Consider the following 16,281-nt stretch of genomic DNA (forward strand, 5'->3'; position numbering starts at 1 on the left):
TTGCCGCCATCTTTGGCACAGCGACGCGAATCTAATGCGAATCTACGATTGCGAACTTGTGACTCGGGACACTAGCAGAGCATCGGCTTGACGGCACGCACACAGTGCACAGAAATGCGTTTCTCAATCCACGGTCTCACCCCGACATCACCATCGCGGAGCTCCCGGCCGTGGAAACGCTGCTGTGTTCGCCGCAAATCTGCACCGGCAGATCACTGAGGGCTTTGAGTACGCTTTCGCAGTCTATCTTGGCCGCATATGTTGTTGCGGTCTCGATGGATACCCATCGGGCTCGTGGTTGCGCTGAAGACGCTTGGCATCGGCGCGGGGCAGGGGGTTGTCGCCGCGCCCCACTGCTGCGTGAGACGTCGCCTCCCATTAATCTCGCGGGCGCCTGAGCTGGCCGGAGTACACCGCGACCGTAATAAATCCGATCGCTGTAACCGGGCCTGTCATTCGACCCATGTCTCGCCAGTGGCGGCATCACTTGCGAGTTCTGACGCGAGAACAGGACCAGAAAGGGTCTCCATTGGTCTACCCGGACAAGGCAATCTCATCGAGCGCGTGCCCTAATCTCAACGCCGTTTCCCACTAGCGTTTCCTTCACGTTTACGGCCGACGGGAGCTTGGCTGACACGAGCGGCGCGAGTGGCTGCTTCGTGGCGGCGTCGCCCATATCGCGCTCGAATGCCGCCCTTCGGGGTTAGGTTCCGCCGTTTAGTCGTCTACGGATAACCCGTGTGGTTTGCTTCGTGCAAGCATCAATCGATATGGGTCTTGCTGCCAAGCAGCGAGAGAACGAGCTCATGATCAAGCCCGGCACATCGTGTCCCATCTACGTCGATCAGCGGTCTTCGTATTAGGAGCGGATCGCCTATCATCAATGTGAGTGCGCTTGCCGCGTCGATAGTACCGGGATCGACTTCGCCTAACTTAATACGCGGCGCGGCTCGGTTAAACCAGGATTAAACGGGCATGTTGCGGAAGAAGCTGCGCAATTCCTCCTCATCCCATGGCTCCTTCAAGATATCTTGCGATTACGTTGTGGCCGGCGAACTTCAGCGCTTGAATTTGACGCGCGTTTAGTGGCGCAGCCGGGCTTTTGATAAAAAAGTGATTTTCGCGACGACATACCTATGTAGGCGGGCTGAGCAGAGCGATTGGCACGGCGCTGCTGCTTCCGGGTGCCCATTCGAAGTTATCGCCGATCATCTCTAACGTCAGCGCAACGAGCACCGTACCGCATGTGCCCGCTGCTCCGCCGGTTGTCGAGTCCGACGTGCATATTCCTTCTTCTCAAATCACCTGGCTCGGGAGACGAGCAGCAAGTTCCATACGTGAGGCATCGGAACAGGTCCCCGTCAAATCGGCTTTTCGCGTTGATGGTCATGGTCGTTGTTCGCTTTCTGACAGTGGCGCAGATCATGTCAGATCCCGAAAAGCCGGGACTCACTCACCGGCTGGTTGGTTTCCACAAACGTAATCAGAAGCTTAAGGAGCGAGGTCAAGCGTTGGCACGGCGGTTGCTGATGAGCGGCAGCAACACTGACTGAGGGCTGAGTGCACGCCGACGCGTAAGACGAGCGATGCGCTCCTTCCCTCGAACCCGTGTGCCCCGTTTCTGAGAGAGAAACAAGCTCGCGCGCAAGAACCCGCGCAACTTTTGGTAAATCGGTTGATGGAGAGCAACATGTCTTCACTGAGACAAATCGCGTTCTACGGGAAGGGCGGCATCGGCAAGTCGACCACTTCGCAAAACACCCTGGCGGCGCTGGCCGAGCTGGGTCAGAAAATCCTCATTGTAGGGTGCGATCCGAAGGCGGACTCGACCCGCCTGATTCTGCACGCCAAGGCGCAAGACACGATTTTGAGCCTTGCAGCGAACGCCGGCAGCGTCGAGGACCTCGAGCTCGAGGACGTGATGAAGGTCGGCTACAAGGACATCCGCTGCGTGGAGTCCGGTGGTCCTGAGCCGGGTGTCGGCTGCGCAGGCCGCGGTGTCATCACCTCGATCAATTTCCTAGAGGAGAACGGCGCCTACGAGAACATTGACTATGTCTCATACGACGTGCTCGGCGACGTCGTTTGCGGTGGCTTTGCAATGCCAATACGCGAGAACAAGGCACAGGAAATCTACATCGTGATGTCTGGTGAAATGATGGCGATGTATGCCGCAAACAACATTTCAAAGGGCATCCTGAAATACGCGAACTCTGGTGGCGTGCGGCTGGGCGGGCTGATCTGCAACGAGCGGCAGACCGACAAGGAGCTGGAGTTGGCAGAAGCGTTGGCTAAGAAGCTGGGCACTCAGCTGATCTACTTCGTGCCGCGCGACAACGTGGTGCAGCATGCCGAGTTACGCCGCATGACGGTGCTGGAATATGCACCTGATTCCAAGCAGGCCGATCACTATCGCAATCTTGCGACCAAGGTTCACAACAATGGCGGCAAAGGCATTATCCCGACCCCGATCTCCATGGACGAACTCGAGGACATGCTGATGGAGCATGGCATTATGAAGCCGGTGGACGAATCCATCATCGGCAAGACCGCCGCCGAACTCGCGGCCTTGTAAAGGTCGCGAGGCGCGGCCCTCGCGAAGGGCCGCGACAGATGCCGGTCTCCCTCACCGCCCATCCCGGGAGGCCGGCATCTGACGATCGACCCTGATGAAAACCCGGATGCGGCGGGGAAGACGGGACCACTGTGGAATCCGCGAAATTATGTCCGAAGCGCACTTTCGTCCGTTGATGGCTGCCGTTGATGCCAACAGCCGGATGCACAAGGGAATTGCAACCTACCGCCTGCTCACCGGTGTGCCTCCTGCAGATGGCGATATTGCCACTGACAGCAATCTCGATCGCCACATCCTGGCGTGTATCCTGGCGGCTGCCACAATGGATGGTCGCTCCCTTCCCGAGAAGGCCGGCCTGTCCGGCCGTGAACTGGCGGCTCTGCTGAAGCAGTACTTTCCGTCGGTCGAGCTCAAACTCGCCGAGCAGCTCTCGACTCCCAAGTGCGAAGAGGATGACGAGATCGCGATGCTGCGCGATCTCTTGCTCAAGCAACGCTCGACGGAAGGGGATATCGGCAGCTGGCTGGCTGCGATGATCGCGCGCCGCGCCATTGAGCCAGGCCATCTGTGGGAAGCTCTCGGCTTGCGCAATCGTGGCGAACTATCTCGGCTGCTGGGCCGCCATTTCGCGCCGCTCGCCACCCGCAACGTCAACAATATGCGCTGGAAGCGCTTCTTCTACCGCATGCTTTGCGAGAATGAAGGCCTCGTGATGTGCAAAACACCTGTGTGCAAGCAATGTGACGACTTCAACCTCTGCTTCGGCGAAGAAAGCGGTGAGAGCCGGATGACCGAGGCCCGGCGCCATGTTTTTGTTGCCGGCGGCTCGCGGCCGGTCGCTGCCGGCGACTGGCCATCCGAACTGTCGCAACGTTCCACTAGCCTCGTCATCTGAGAAAGCCTCGCCGGACCCGGTAAGTCGCGCGCGATGTTGAGGGCGCGGCTGACGCCGTTTCGATGTGAGCGACTGGCCATGTGCCCAAGGCAGCGGGGAGCTTAAGTGGTCCCTGACCATTTCCTGGCGCGCGCAATTGCTAACCTTCGAACTCGGCGTAGCAACAGGCAAGGCGTCCGCTTCATGACCTGTCGCATTTGCGACAATTCATTTGCTCAAGAAGGTCGAGGACGGAAGCAGTAGGTTCGTCAATGTGTTGGCCGGGACGGCAGGCTGGCATGCTGGTTGCTGAAGCGTAGGTAGGTCACAATGAGGAGCTCCCGCATGATTGCCGCCAGCACCGCCGCCAAATCGTCTTGGTCCGACCAGGTGCGCGCCAAGCCCACCGTGCTCAACGACACGACATTGCGCGACGGTGAGCAGGCACCTGGCGTTGCGTTCACCACAGAGGAAAAGCTGGCGATTGCGCAGGCGCTGGCGCGGGCCGGAGTCACGGAGATCGAGGCGGGAACGCCGGCGATGGGCAACGAGGAGATCGCCGCCATCCGCGCCATTGTCGAAGCAGATCTTCCGCTGACCACCATAGGCTGGTGCCGGATGCGGGAATCTGATGTCGACGCGGCGATCGAAGCAAAGGTGTCCATGATCAATATGTCGGTTCCGACCTCCGATGTCCAGATCGCGGCCAAGCTAGGTGGTCATCGCGACCTGGCGCTAGAACGGGTGAAGCGCGTGGTAGGCTATGCCTGTGAGCGCGGACTTGAGGTCGCCGTCGGTGGTGAGGACTCCTCCCGCGCCGACATTGATTTTCTCATCAGGCTGATGGGGACTGCAAAAGCCGCGGGCGCGCGACGCTTTCGTATTGCAGATACGCTCAGTGTGCTCGATCCCGAGGCAACCTACGCGCTGGTGGGAAATTTGCGTGCGACTACCGATCTCGAACTCGAATTTCACGGTCACGATGATTTAGGACTGGCAACCGCGAACACGCTCTCCGCCATCAGGGCTGGCGCGAGCCACGCCTCAGTGACCGTCATCGGGCTGGGCGAGAGGGCCGGAAATGCACCGCTCGAGGAAATCGCGGTCGCACTCAAGCAGCTCTACGGGCGCGAGACCGGCATCATACTCCCGGAGCTCGAGAACGTCGCCACCGTGGTAGCAGCCGCGGCCGCACGTGCAATTCCTATGAACAAGGCGATCGTCGGACAGCATGTATTTACACACGAATCCGGCATTCATGTCGCTGGCCTTTTGAAGGATCAACGCACCTATCAATCGCTTGATCCCGTTTTGCTCGGCCGCTGCAACCGCTTTGTGTTCGGCAAGCATTCCGGACTTTCGGCGATCACCGCGTTACTCGATGAACTGCAGCTCGTCGCCAGCGACGATCAAGCCAGGCAGATCCTGTCGCAAGTCCGCAAATATGCCATCGACCACAAGCTGCCGGTCGAGCGCGAAACCGTGGCGGCGATCTGGCGCGACGTGTGCGGATGCTCGGCAACCCACCCCGCGTGAAAAGCCGTGTCCAGCAACGTTTGCGTCGACCCTTCGCAAACCGACGCGCCGCAAGGACAGTGTCCGATGTCGCTGATGGCGCGAGCGGCGCCCAGCTTTCGCACGTCAGATCCCTGGCGCGATCTCACGTCCAGATCTTACTTCCCGTTCCCCAGGACGGCAGAAGTCAACAGGCGCCACCCCATCTCGTTGGCCGTCCAGAGCTAATCCGAAGGAGAATTTTCGATGATCAGCTCATCCACGCCAGCCGGTATCCTGGATCGGCTCAGCAAGGCCTCGTCGGCAGAGGATTTTTTCTCGCTGCTTGGCGTCGATTACGACCCCAAGATTGTAAATGTCGCGCGCCTTCACATCTTAAAGCGCATGGGACAATATTTTGCCGAAGAGCAATTTACTGGCGCCGAAGAGCCGGAAATCAGAGCTCGATGCAAGGCGATGCTGGAGCAGGCCTATGCCGATTTCGTGTCATCGACGCCGATCGACCAGCGAGTGTTCAAGGTTTTGAAGGATGCCGTCGCAGACCCTAAGAAGGCCGTGGCCTTTGTCGCCTTGAGCGAGCTGAAGTGATCTCGCGCTCCACTGCAAGCAAGGTTTACCCGACGGGCGCCGTGGCCGATGCGGGGCCTTCGTCTTCATAAGGATCAACTCTCTGCAGCCATGACCCGAGCGGCGCCTGTCGTATTCCCGACCCATGTCTGGACTGGTCGTGTCCAGGGGATCAGCGGCCATTTAAAGTGTCTGCCAAACCAATACTCTGGCCGGACTTTCACTGGTTTTTGCAACTGGTACGACACTTGCTGTTGTTGACGATCAGATCATCGCTGCCGACAGATGGTAATCGTCCGAAATGAACTTGAAGGAAGACCCATGATGCTGCTTTTACTGCCTGCGAGCGCTGCGGCATCATCTCGTGGCCTACAATCGCGCAGGTCCGTTCGAGATGGTCTTTGACGCGAGCGAATTGACGGTGAGATGGTGGTCAATGGCGAAGTTGTCGGTCCGCGCTACAGCTGGAGATGGCATGCACATCGTCTTCCGCATCAGATCGGCCCTCAATTACGCTCAGATTTGTATCGATCTCATGGCGGATAGCACATCAGGAAGAGGGCCAAGGTCGGCCCATAGGGGTTTTCGGCGCTGGAGCCTTGAGATGGAATGCCTGACAGGTGCATTGCCGGGACTGCCCTCGTCGCCACATTCTATGTGGAGCCGCTGGGCCGAAAGTGATGCGCAGGTATTGCGCAGCGAACGGACTCGCCAACTCAGGCATGGAAGCGACCGGTCAGAATCACGGCGGTGCCCTGGCGGCGGCGGTCGCGTTCGTCCAACCCCGCGCGCAAGGTTCCAGTGTGGAAGACCTCTCCGGCCGGATCGGTACGTCTGTCGCCAGCATGGGTCTTGTTGTGCAGCCGATCGGACCAAACTGACGGGGCAGAGCAGCCGGCCACTTGCTGACCAAAGGTGATCTTCAGTTAACGAAGCTAGAAAGCGAACCTGTGGCGCGGGCGCGCCTATCTTTGAAGGGAATTTAGAGTATGAGCAATGTCACCAGAGCGGCCATGCCGACGGCGGCCAACCGCGCAGCAGCGAAAAAAGACCTGCCGGAGCACTTTAAGGCGTACAAGCACGTTTGGGTCTTCGTTGAACTGGAGCGCGGCAAGGTGCATCCGGTTTCCTGGGAGCTCATGGGTGCGGGGCGCAGGCTTGCCGACAGGCTAAAGGTGAACCTTGCGGCTGTCGTTATCGGTCCGGAAGGGCAGCATACACGTAACGCTGCGCTTGATGCCTTTTGCTATGGCGCCGATCTGGCCTATCTTGTGAGCGACAATGTTTTGTCGGATTACCGGAACGAATCCTACACCAAGGCGCTAACTGAACTCGTCAACACCTACAAGCCCGAGATCCTGCTATTGGGGGCGACGACGCTCGGTCGGGATCTCGCAGGTTCCGTGGCGACCACCCTGTCGACGGGGCTCACTGCCGACTGCACCGCGCTGGACGTCGACGCCGATGGTTCGCTTGCGGCAACGCGTCCGACCTTTGGCGGGTCACTGCTCTGCACGATCTATACCTTGAATTATCGTCCGCAGATGGCAACCGTCCGCCCGCGGGTCATGCCGATGCCTGAGCGCGTCTTACGCGATGCCGCTCGTATCATCGTCCATCCGCTCGGCCTTATCGAAGACGATATTGTCACAAAAATACTGTCGTTCTTGCCCGATCGCGATGCAGAAACGTCCAATCTGGCCTATGCCGATGTCGTGGTTGCGGGCGGTCTGGGACTGGGATCGCCTGAGAACTTTCGATTGGTGCGCGAGCTCGCAACATTGCTTGGCGCTGAATATGGTTGCTCGCGTCCTCTGGTGCAAAAAGGCTGGGTTACGTCTGACCGGCAAATCGGCCAGACGGGCAAAACCATCCGGCCAAAGCTCTATATTGCTGCCGGCATTTCCGGAGCGATCCAGCACCGGGTAGGCGTGGAGGGCGCGGATCTGATCGTCGCCGTTAATACTGACAAGAACGCTCCGATCTTCGACTTCGCCCATCTCGCGATTGTCAGTGATGCCATACAATTGCTACCGGCGCTGACGGCCGCATTTCGCGCCCGGCTTTTACCGAATTCGCGCGCCCGGATTGCGGTCTAGAGGAGATGATGATGATTGAAGAGAGATTCGATGCGATCGTGGTCGGAGCCGGTATGGCCGGCAACGCGGCGGCCTTGACCATGGCAAGACGCGGCATGAAGGTGCTGCAACTCGAGCGGGGCGAATATCCCGGATCGAAGAATGTGCAGGGCGCCATCCTCTATGCCGACATGATGGAAAAGCTGGTCCCGGAGTTTCGACAGGAGGCGCCGCTCGAACGTCACCTTATCGAGCAGCGGTTCTGGATGATGGACGATCGCTCCCACGTCGGCATGCATTACCGATCGGAAGACTTCAACGAGGAGCGGCCAAACCGCTACACAATTATCCGCGCGCAGTTTGACAAATGGTTCTCTTCCAAGGTGCGGGAGGCTGGCGCGACCGTGCTGTGCGAGACGACCGTCACAGAACTCGCACGGGACGACCGTGAACGGGTCGTCGGTGTTCGTACAGATCGCCGAGACGGCGAAATACATGCCGATGTCGTCGTGCTGGCCGAAGGGGTCAATGGCCTGCTCGGGACGCGCGCGGGACTGCGCGCCCGCCCGACACCCGATAACGTTGCGCTCGCGGTGAAGGAAATGCACTTCTTGCCTCGCGAAACTATCGAGGCGCGGTTCAATCTCAAGGGCGATGAAGGCGTCGTGATCGAGGCGGCCGGTACCATCTCCCGCGGCATGACTGGAATGGGTTTCATCTACGCCAACAAAGAGTGTATTTCGCTCGGCATCGGTTGTCTGGTCGCCGACTTCCAGCGCACCGGCCAGACGCCCTACGGCCTGCTCGATCAATTCAAGAGACATCCTTCTGTGTCGCCCCTGATAGCAGGGTCCGAAGTCAAGGAGTACTCGGCGCATCTCATTCCTGAAGGCGGTTACAAGTCCATCCCGCAGCTTTATGGGGAAGGCTGGGTCGTGGTGGGCGATGCGGCCCAACTCAACAATGCCATTCATCGTGAGGGCTCCAATCTCGCGATGACTTCCGGCCGCATCGCCGCCGAAGCGATAAGTCTGGTGAAATCCCGCGGCGAGCCGATGAGCGCGACAAATCTGTCGATCTACAAGAAGATGTTGGACGAGTCCTTCGTCATCAAAGATCTAAAGAAGTACAAGGATCTGCCGCCCCTGATGCATACCCACTCACAGAACTTCTTTCTCACCTATCCGCAGCTCATCTCGCAGGCGATGCAAAACTTTGTGCGGATCGATGGTACGCCCAAAGCTGAGAAAGAGAAGGCGACCCTGCAATCCTTTGTCAAGGCGCGGTCATGGACAGGTCTGTTCGGTGATGCTTGTCGGTTTGCCCGAGCTTGGCGTTGACCGCAACAGTGTGAAGTTCAACAATGGAAAGCGAAAGCATGAATGTCGAAGCCCCAGTGCGTGTCGAAGATAAGCTGTATTACAACCGCTATGTTGTCGACGTCGGTCACCCTCACGTCAAGATCCGCGCGCACACGACTCCATCGCCGCAGCTACGTGCACTTTTGAAAGCCTGCCCCGCGCGATGCTACGAGCTGAACGACGACGGCCAGGTCGAGATAACAGTTGACGGCTGCATCGAGTGCGGTACCTGCCGCGTGATCGCCGAGCCCACCGGCGACATCCAATGGAGCCATCCGCGCGGCGGATATGGAGTGCTATTCAAGTTTGGGTGATGGTGGAACGAAGGGCCGTGCTGCGACCGATGTTAGGCCAGGATCTCACCGCTTCTGTGGCGCATCCGAGTCACTTGCCCGGCACCTGGAGCAAAACACTTTTCATGGGGAACGCTGCGCAAGACATGACATTGCGGATGTCACGCCATTTCGGGAGTCGAATGCTCTGGCGCCACTGAGTGGCGCCAGAATGCCGTCGCAGAGGAAGGATCAGGCCCTCGCCTGAGAGGGGTTGGGCTCGCCGGCCTCGATTGCGATCGCAACTGACTGCATGATGGCGGCAAAGCGCACGCCAGTCTGGATCGCTTCGGAACTGACGCCCGCCACTCGCAGCGTCTTCTCGTGGGCATCGATGCAGGCACCGCAGCCGTTTATGGCGGAGACCGCAAGCGACCACAGCTCAAAATCGGACTTGTCCACGCCGGTATTGCCGATCACGTTCATACGCAGCCGGGGCGGCATCGTCTTGTATTCCGGGTCGGACACGAGGTGAGCGAAGCGGTAGTATACGTTGTTCATTGTCACTACGGAGGCTGCGGCTTTCGCTGCTATGATCGCCGTAGATGTCATCACGGCGCACGCATCCGATTCCACCGCGGCAATCAGGGCTGCATTGCGGGTCGCGATCGCGCTCGCCAGCAGCAGTCCGTATTTTCGTTGCGGCGAGAGCGTCTCATCGGCCATCAACGTGGATAAATTAAGCCTGACATCCTTCGCGAAATCGGGAATTCTGTCGCTCAATTGTTTGATCGACGACATGCTGCTTTAAGAAACCTTCAGGGTCTCGCCGCCAATTTCGCGGTTGCAGGGACAGAGCTCGCCGGTTTGCAGCGCGTCAAGAACGCGGAGCGTGTCCGTGGGACTGCGCCCGACACTGAGGTTGGTCGCATAGACGTGCTGGATCGTGTTTTCGGGGTCAACAATATAGGTGTAACGATAGGCAACTCCCTCGGGTGAGCGCACGCCAAGGCCGTCGACGAGCGTTCCCTTTGTGTCGGCAAACTGCCAGATTGGTAGATTGTGCAGGTCGACATGTGAGCGCCGCCAGGCGAGCTTGCAGAACTCGTTGTCAGTTGAACCACCCAGTACTACTGCGTCCCGGTCAGCGAAGTCCTTGGAAAGCCGGGCAAACTCAGCGATCTCTGTCGGGCAGACGAAGGTAAAATCCTTGGGATAGAAGAAGATGATCTTCCACTTTCTTCGGAAGCTCATTTCAGTCAGCGTCTCGAATGCGCTCTGTCCTTCTTCTTCCTGCGCTTGAAAGCCGGGCTTCACGCCTGTGATTTCAAACGGCGGCAACTGACTCCCAATTCCGAGCATGCTGTCCTCACAATCTTGCTTGCTTGTAGATCTTAACTTCACTGGTGAAGCAAGCTATATGCCATCCCGTTCTTCGCATCGGAATCTTCGGAACAAGACCAGTCCAGCGGGTGGCTACAGGCATGCTGGCGCGCTTGGTGCCTCGATCAGCACTAACTTGACGATCGTCTGGAGCACACACAAACCCTTTTTGAGAACACTCAACCTTTGCGCGACCGGACTGAGGTGCTCGGCTGCAAGCGTCTGGTCCAAACCCGTTCTGCGTTCCTCAAAGCAAACCGCTTCATCGAGGCATCGGCTGTCGCACGTTCTCATGCTGATGTGGGGACCTTGCAAGTAACCGCTCGGCGGTCCCAAGCGGAACGGCGCGCGCGACCTCCGCGAATACCTCCGCTCCGTTGCTGAGACGTAGTGCATCAAAGGAGCGCCGCGTGATGCGCGCCAAAAGCGGCACGCCAGAACAGCCAGTTTCAAGAGCCAGAACCAAGGTGACCTGAGCCTCGTCGTACGGCAGTGATGCTTTGATACGTGCCGGAATTACATTGAGGATAGAGCTTGCGCGCGGGGGCTCGCTCGCAATGCTGACATCGCCCGCTGCGATGCGCAGCCGCAGCTGCAAGCCCGGTCTAAGCGGCTCTCCAGGTATCAGAAGGCGCGCGGTCTTGAGGCGGAGCATGATTAGCCCATACCGTCCATCATAGCCGCCGACCACGGCATCGAGACATACGGCCGCTTCGCCGCGCCGGGCAAGCAGCGGATCGCTCTGAACGTCATTGAGCGGCCCGGCCGCAATCACTACGCCGTCTTTCATCATGACGAGATGATCGGCAAAGCGCTCGATATCAGCGATGTCATTGCTGACGTAGATCATCGGCAACGGGAGCGTTTCCCGCATGCGCTCTAGAAATGGCAGGATCTCGCATTTGGCGGAGCGGTCGAGCACAATAAGCGGATCGTCCATCAGAAGCAGCCGAGGCTGGCCCATCAGCGCGGTGCCAAGAGCAAGTCGCTGTCGCTCGGCCGCGGAAAGATGTGATGGCGAACGCTCGAGCAGTGGCGCCAAGGCGAGCAATTCGACAACACCATCAAAATCGATCAGTGTCGGCTCCGATGACGCGTAATATAAGAGGGTGCGCCGTACAGACAAATGAGAAGGAAGAATTGGGAGCTGGAATACATATGCGGCGCGACGCAGAAGAGGTGGTCGAAACGTCGTCTCATCCTGCCAAATCTCTCCGTCGATCGCACAGAATCCGTTCGGCAGACACTGCACGCCAGCGATGCAGCGCGCGAGTGTGGTCTTGCCACACCCGGGCGGACCAAAAATCGCTGTGACGCCTTTGGCCGGCAGCCTAAATTGCGCATCTAGCGGAATGCCTGCGAGAGAGCCGTTGAATGCAACCTCAATATACCCCTTTTTTGCTTCTCTCATAAACCTGCGCCTGTGTTGCATCTCCCCATTCAAGTCACGAGCACAATCGCGGAAATGGCGACGATGGCATGCCTCCGACAACTCTAGTCTGTTCCGCTCCAGAACGGCATCTCTGCTCGCGTGAGGACAAACGTGCGACGGCGGGCTGCAGATCGGTGTTAAGATCCGAGACTTGTTAATCATCTCCGCGCCACAGTAATCGTGGCAATCAGACGCTGTCCCGCGTGCTTGCCAATGAGAGGCAAAGCACCTTTCCATCACCGTGAGGTTCTCACCCTGCTTGGCCGGCCCGAGGGAGGGCTTCTGCTGATGCTCAATTGGCGTGGCCTCAGAGGTTTGGCGGTAAGGATGTCGGCTCAGGCCACAGCTGAATACTGGCTCGGGTCTGGACGTTCGCATCAAGGATCCCAGTGCTTTGGGAGCCGATTCGAAGTTGGCGCGGGTCGGATAGGCATGGCGTCTGCATTCTCGGATGCAAGCAGAATCAAAGCCGGATCGGTCAGGATGAATCGGATAAGCCTCATTGCAACTCCGGCTCCGCCGCAACCGCTTCCTTCGCGGCAACTGGCTGATCCTTACCCAGCAATCCGCGTGCCGTTTCAAGGAACATCTGCGCGATTAGGGGCAAGGAGGCTTTGTATCAGCCTCGCCCGAGTCTTGAATCGTCGCATCTTTTGTAGGGCTTCGGACGCTCGCGTCAGCAACCGCACATGCAGGAGCTACTAGATGGCAGCCGAGGATGATACCATCACCTCTGGCATTAGAGACGGTGCTTTGGCGAATATGCGGCCGTAAAACTCGTCCATGATGCACAAGTCCATGTGATCCGATTTGGCGCATCTTCCGATCTGCGCGGAGGAGAAGGTCGGCAGCGGAGCGCTTGGAAAAAAGGGCTGATGTGAGATGATATGTAGTGCCCGCGAGCTAGGGGGGAGGGTCTTGCTCGCAGCACCGGTCGGGGGTGCATTTCAGCGCGCGCCGCGCATCCTTGCAACGTCAGGTGCCCGACGGCGAACGTAGCGCGCGGTGCGCTTCCGTCCGCAGGTCAATGTTAGTAGCAGCCGGCGCGCCTCAGCGGCTTCGACCTTGAGCCCCGCTGGCGGAGGCCAGGATACGGGCTGGATGGTGATTGTCGCAACTGTCACCTGCGTCGAATCAACAACCTCAAGGCCGAGCCGGTTTCAAGCAATTGCCCACTATGAAGACAGCAGGCGGCCTGTCGGTCCAAACCTGTGTGCTTCTCGGAAATCTATCGTAACGAACTCTTTGACTCCCGCGAGCCAGTGGTTGGACGCGAACAAAGCGAGCTGCGCCGACGCGGCTCGTCGCTGATCTTCACAACGCGTGCCCTTTGCGCATTGAACCCCAAGGCTGAGCGTCATCGACCAACATCCGGGGACATTCGTCCCCCCCCCCGCGGCAGCCCGTCAGCCGTGCAGTTGTCGGGAGTCCGTCCTACGACCGCCAATCTGGATATGCCCGTCTCCGCGCCTATGCACGCACTTATCGGGCTCTCAAAGTGCTTGAATCGGCCGTAACGTCAGGTTGTAGGCATTGCGAAGCAGAACGCCAATTCGGAGCCAACATCGCCACACAAAGCTAAACGGTCGATCTCTGCTGTATCTCAGCCTCCGTTATCGGTGTCGCGCGTGGCGGGGCGATGATTCGGGGGCCGTAATCATTGTGTCGGCCCGCAACAGCGAAAGGTGTCCCAATTCGGTAAGCAGATCACGCCGCGGGGCAAAGAAAAAATAGCGAAGGATATGGGGCTTAAGAGAGGTTTGGTGAATCAAGAGCGACAAATGGGCTGGACTAGCAATGCGCATCGCTGTGCAGCCGCCCTTGCTGCGGTTGCGATCGCGTCCACGTGGTGCACAGGACACGCTCGCGCGCGAGATCGGCGGTCCGATGAAGTCTTGATCTCGTGCAGACCAGACGTGATCCGCTTCTGTGACCGCTTTACTGGGCGTAGCGATGCGGACGTGGTCATGTTTTGTCTTAGCGACAATTTCAAAAACTTACGGGGCGAATGCCGACGCATAATGCCCATCGCGGCTGAGAGAAACGGCGGACCGAGACGACGTCTCAACAGGCTTCCGGTCGTCCTTCATCGAGAGTAAGCCGTCCGAGCGGTAGTTTCAGAACTCGATCGACAGAGATGTTCTCGGGGTTTGGCCAACTTGTGGCCGAAAGTCGATCGGGCTCGAAGCTTCAGCGCTGGACTGTTAGCGTGGCGGTTCGCTTCATCGCGGTCTTCCTGGATTTCTCAGCTTGGGATAACTTTCGACTGGACTGTCGGGCTCAAGGCGGAGCTTGAGATAGGACACCTCTTTTGTTAGCCGCTGTTCGACTTCCCGAAGGAACCGCTTGAAGGTATCGCGTCGTTCTCGATCCGCGCTTCAGAAGAGTCGGTTCGCCCGATCGTGGTGCTCTTGGCCGAATACATATTAGAGCTCAAGGTCAAAGGAAACGCCGTCGACAAGAGCCGTTCAAAGGCAGAAAGCTGATCAAGCAGTCGCTTTTCAACGGCCTTGCGCTCCGCGCCAGGTAGGACAGTTTTAAGTGATCGGCGGCAGCGCCAGATTTCGTTCCGCAGCCATCTGATTTCACTCAATGTATCGTCAATCGAAGTCATCACAGATTCAGTTCACTTCCGAGTCTCAAGCACGGCGATCGCCATTCCTTGGCTCCGCACTCCTGCCGAGTTTGATCCAAGGGCCTGGCGACTTCCCGCCCGTTCTTCCACGCAGGTAGCGAGCAACTCGATGCATCAACTCTCGCCGATCAATATCATCCGACACCGCGGGTGTGACAAGAAATCGCGGCATATCCTTGCGTTTTTACGGCGCCCGGCTCGTGTGCCTTGCACAATTCCGGCGCTCCACAGGATTGATCGCTGCGCGAACACCGGAGAGCGGTTAGATCCATGTCCGACACGCAAGCGGCTCGAGCGGGAGCTGGTAATGCACAACGCATTTGCCCATGGTCGATGGCAGCGGAATACGCGAGCCGTTTGAGGTCTTTGTTGCCTGTACAGGCCGCTGAGCGCGACCTGACTTAGACCAGCAGCTCGCGACGCCAGCGGTAACGGTCTAACCTAGCTGCCTCGGCTTCCAGCCGGACTCCAGCGTCTGAACGTCGAGTACAATCAGCTGACGGGCCTGCCCGAGCCTCTTCCGATTGAGCTTGAATGGCTCAGCGCCAGCTACAACCGATGACCAGCCTGCCAGAGACGGTCCCGCTCCAGCTGCTATGGCTTGCCGCCAGCAACAATCAGCTGACCAGCGTGCCCGAGACGCAGCTGACGCACCTAAGCCGTGACTCAAGCGTTAATTTGGAGAATAACCCGCTCACGGATTGGGTGCAGGCGAGCCTGGCAACAGCGATGCATGCCGGACACTATGCTGGCCCTCGGGTTTTCCTCTCCAACGTGGATGGGCCGGTGGAAGTTCAGTCGCGGCCCCTGCAAGAGGTTGCAGCGGACTGGCTTGAGGCGCGACAGTGGCCACTTGGCATCGCTTTGCCCATGAAGCGGGGGTCGCGAACTATGCACGCTTTCTCGACAGGAAAGCGAGGCGTTCCGCCAGGCGGTCGCCGAAGTTTTGCGGCAGGCAGCCGTCGGGCCGCGCTTGCCCGAGCAGTAGTTCGAGTTAGCTTCGGGAGCGAACGCGAGCTGCGAAGAGCGCATTACTTTGGCCTGGAATGGCATGCAGACTACACGCCTGAACGCTGATGTCGAGGACGGTGTCTATGACGGGGGAGTGGGCGAACTGCTCCAGCACGGCCGTGTCATATTTCGCTTGGTAGCGGTGGACGGGATCGCGCGCGAGAGGGTCAATTCGCTTCGCCGTGCCGATCCGGACGCGGACGTCGATGAAAACGAGGTTTACCTTGTCTACCAGACAGATGCGGGAACCACTGGAGCTGCGGCACATCGCTCCCGACATGTGCTTCATGAACGTCTCTCACGTGACGGAGGACGATGTGGCCAGGGCGGAGGCATCGGTGCGGAACCTGGAAGTGGCGGAATTTCCGAACTATCTGGCAACGCGCTGGCAACCATGGGAAAGCGTGGTGAGGCGCATCGCACCCGAAGACCATGTTGAAATGCAGGAGCGGCTCGTCGAAGCGATGGGTTCGAACCCGCTTAGATGGGACTGGCCGAGCATGGTCTGACAGGCGATGCCGATCGGGTGCTCGGTGCCCAGATATGCAACGAGATCGCCAGCGAGATCAAAGGCGCGG

General features: G+C 58.7%; 11 protein-coding genes and 1 pseudogene. 8 read left to right on the top strand and 4 right to left on the bottom strand.

Annotated features, from left to right (window positions below; translation table 11 throughout):
• Positions 1–1,690: 1,690 nt before the first annotated feature.
• The 7 genes from nifH (at position 1,691) to XI03_RS10370 (ending at position 9,284) form a co-directional block, all read left to right on the top strand.
• Complete coding sequence (gene nifH / locus XI03_RS10340; RefSeq protein ID WP_271592067.1) at positions 1,691–2,575, top strand: nitrogenase iron protein; 885 nt, start codon at positions 1,691–1,693, stop codon at positions 2,573–2,575.
• Between the two features lie 148 nt (positions 2,576–2,723).
• Positions 2,724–3,470, top strand: a complete 747-nt coding sequence (locus XI03_RS10345; RefSeq protein WP_442869706.1) for a nitrogen fixation protein NifQ — start codon at positions 2,724–2,726, stop codon at positions 3,468–3,470.
• A gap of 324 nt (positions 3,471–3,794) precedes the next feature.
• On the top strand, positions 3,795–4,985 hold the full coding sequence (gene nifV, locus XI03_RS10350; protein ID WP_271592068.1) for a homocitrate synthase: 1,191 nt from the start codon (positions 3,795–3,797) through the stop codon (positions 4,983–4,985).
• Positions 4,986–5,210: 225 nt separating this feature from the next.
• Positions 5,211–5,552, top strand: a complete 342-nt coding sequence (nifW, locus tag XI03_RS10355; protein ID WP_128956174.1) for a nitrogenase stabilizing/protective protein NifW — start codon at positions 5,211–5,213, stop codon at positions 5,550–5,552.
• Between the two features lie 968 nt (positions 5,553–6,520).
• The gene (locus XI03_RS10360) at positions 6,521–7,630 is read left to right on the top strand and encodes an electron transfer flavoprotein subunit alpha/FixB family protein (RefSeq protein WP_271592069.1); all 1,110 of its coding nucleotides are present in this window, start codon (positions 6,521–6,523) and stop codon (positions 7,628–7,630) included.
• Positions 7,631–7,641: 11 nt separating this feature from the next.
• The gene (locus tag XI03_RS10365) at positions 7,642–8,949 is read left to right on the top strand and encodes an FAD-dependent oxidoreductase (protein WP_271592119.1); all 1,308 of its coding nucleotides are present in this window, start codon (positions 7,642–7,644) and stop codon (positions 8,947–8,949) included.
• A 38-nt stretch (positions 8,950–8,987) separates the two neighbouring features.
• Positions 8,988–9,284: a ferredoxin family protein gene (locus XI03_RS10370; protein WP_271592070.1), complete on the top strand. Its 297-nt coding sequence runs from the start codon at positions 8,988–8,990 to the stop codon at positions 9,282–9,284.
• A 210-nt stretch (positions 9,285–9,494) separates the two neighbouring features.
• Here XI03_RS10370 and XI03_RS10375 read toward each other — a convergent pair whose 3' ends face one another.
• The 4 genes from XI03_RS10375 to XI03_RS10390 form a co-directional block, all read right to left on the bottom strand.
• Complete coding sequence (locus XI03_RS10375) at positions 9,495–10,043, bottom strand: carboxymuconolactone decarboxylase family protein (RefSeq protein WP_271592071.1); 549 nt, start codon at positions 10,041–10,043, stop codon at positions 9,495–9,497.
• A gap of 6 nt (positions 10,044–10,049) precedes the next feature.
• Positions 10,050–10,604, bottom strand: a complete 555-nt coding sequence (locus XI03_RS10380; RefSeq protein WP_271592072.1) for a peroxiredoxin — start codon at positions 10,602–10,604, stop codon at positions 10,050–10,052.
• A gap of 283 nt (positions 10,605–10,887) precedes the next feature.
• A complete protein-coding gene (modC, locus tag XI03_RS10385) occupies positions 10,888–12,036 on the bottom strand; it encodes a molybdenum ABC transporter ATP-binding protein (protein WP_271592073.1) in 1,149 nt (382 codons plus the stop codon).
• Between the two features lie 2,335 nt (positions 12,037–14,371).
• Positions 14,372–14,671, bottom strand: a complete 300-nt coding sequence (locus tag XI03_RS10390; RefSeq protein WP_271592074.1) for a hypothetical protein — start codon at positions 14,669–14,671, stop codon at positions 14,372–14,374.
• A 1,057-nt stretch (positions 14,672–15,728) separates the two neighbouring features.
• Between XI03_RS10390 and XI03_RS10395 the strand changes: the two are divergent.
• Positions 15,729–16,212: pseudogene (locus tag XI03_RS10395) on the top strand (NEL-type E3 ubiquitin ligase domain-containing protein).
• Positions 16,213–16,281 lie beyond the last annotated feature (69 nt).

Source organism: Bradyrhizobium sp. CCBAU 65884, assembly GCF_028128835.1.
GTDB lineage: Bacteria > Pseudomonadota > Alphaproteobacteria > Rhizobiales > Xanthobacteraceae > Bradyrhizobium > Bradyrhizobium ottawaense.